We start from the raw sequence: 1,374 nt of genomic DNA, 5'->3' as shown, positions 1-1,374 counted from the left end.
GTGATCAACAAGGACGAGGCCAACCAGGTCAGGTTCCTGTTTGAGCTGTTCGCCGAAAACCACTCTCTCTCGGAAACCTGTCGTATGGCCAACCGCCAGGGGCTTCGAACCAAGGCCGTCTATCGGGATGGTGTGTTGGCCCAGGGCGGCAAACGCTGGAACCGGGCAGTCCTCTACCGGTTGTTGAGAAACCGCCTGTACCGCGGCGAAATCAGCGACAAGAAACGGGGCAAGTGGTATCCCGGGGAACACAAGGCCATTGTAGGGGAAGACCTCTGGAACCGGGTGCAGGCCGTCTTCGAGATCAACGGAGAGCAACGGCGCAAACAGTCGTTATGGAAGAACTCACCGGCCTTTTTGCAGGGACTCATTATCGGCCCTGACGGGCTGGCGCTGGTTCCCAGCAGCACTCGGCGTCGGGGCAAGCAATATCGCTACTACGTCAGCAGCAAGGGCGTGAAGGAAAATTATGCGTCCATGGCCCTGCCGCCAATACCCGCGCAGGAAATAGAAGCGGCCGTGATCGATCGTGTTGGAAAGCTGCTGGCAACCCCGTCAGTGATCTTGCGGGTGGCCCAGTGTCTTGATACGACACCGGATACCCAAAAGATAGCGACCATCCGCGAGGCGCTGACAGACCTCAGCGCCCTCTGGCCAGAGCTCTACCCTAATGAGCAACGCCTGCTGGTCCACCAGGTGTTGGACAAGATAACGCTTGAAGATCAAACCATTACCATGACGTTTAAAACCCCTGCCCTGATGGAACTGGGCGCACAAATGCCAGAGGAACGCGCATGAAGAGAATAACCGTTACGGGGCCTGACACTGTCACCCTCAGCGAGGACGGGCAANAAAGAACACCCGTCACCTGCGCTCCGTGACGCCCTGGTGCGCGCCCACATATGGTTGCGACGGCTGGAAACCGGAAAGGCAACCAGCCTTCAGGACATCGCCAAACAGGAGGGTATGAGCGCCAAAGGGCGTGTTTCATCCCTCTTCAGGTTGGTTAACCTGTCCCCCACTATTCAGGAAGCGATTCTGACTGGTGAAGGCTTGGGTCTTCTGGCACTGGACGACTTTATGGCACCGTTTTCAGATAACTGGGTTGAACAGGAGAGACAGTTTTTGCCACACATAAGCGATCAGTCGTAAACCGCAGATGCAAAAAAGGGCAACACCCAAAGGTATCGCCCTTTCTTTTTCACTTCGACCCCGAAGGGTCAGTGACAATCTGTCGCTTAGATAACTTCGATATCTTCAGCCTGAGGACCTTTCTGGCCCTGAGTCACGTTGAAGCGTACCTGCTGGCCTTCAGCCAGGGAACGGAAGCCATCGCTCTTGATCTGACGGAAATGGGCAAACACGTCAGGACCA

Annotated in this window: 3 protein-coding genes; 2 read left to right on the top strand and 1 reads right to left on the bottom strand. The window is 56.1% G+C overall.

The window, feature by feature from the left end; translation table 11 throughout:
* Both ABD892_RS05695 and ABD892_RS05690 read left to right on the top strand, forming a co-directional pair.
* Window positions 1–798: recombinase family protein (locus ABD892_RS05695; protein ID WP_345194441.1), on the top strand; the 798-nt coding region annotated here is incomplete at its 5' end.
* Window positions 799–888: 90 nt separating this feature from the next.
* Complete coding sequence (locus ABD892_RS05690; protein ID WP_345194440.1) at window positions 889–1,152, top strand: hypothetical protein; 264 nt, start codon at window positions 889–891, stop codon at window positions 1,150–1,152.
* Window positions 1,153–1,238: 86 nt separating this feature from the next.
* Here the strand turns inward: ABD892_RS05690 and ABD892_RS05685 are convergent.
* Window positions 1,239–1,374 (bottom strand): cold-shock protein (locus tag ABD892_RS05685; RefSeq protein WP_345194442.1); only part of this gene is annotated, 136 nt, incomplete at its 5' end.

Source organism: Kistimonas scapharcae (assembly GCF_039540975.1).
In the GTDB taxonomy this organism is placed as follows: domain Bacteria; phylum Pseudomonadota; class Gammaproteobacteria; order Pseudomonadales; family Endozoicomonadaceae; genus Kistimonas; species Kistimonas scapharcae.
This window is presented reverse-complemented; position numbering and strand designations above follow the sequence as displayed.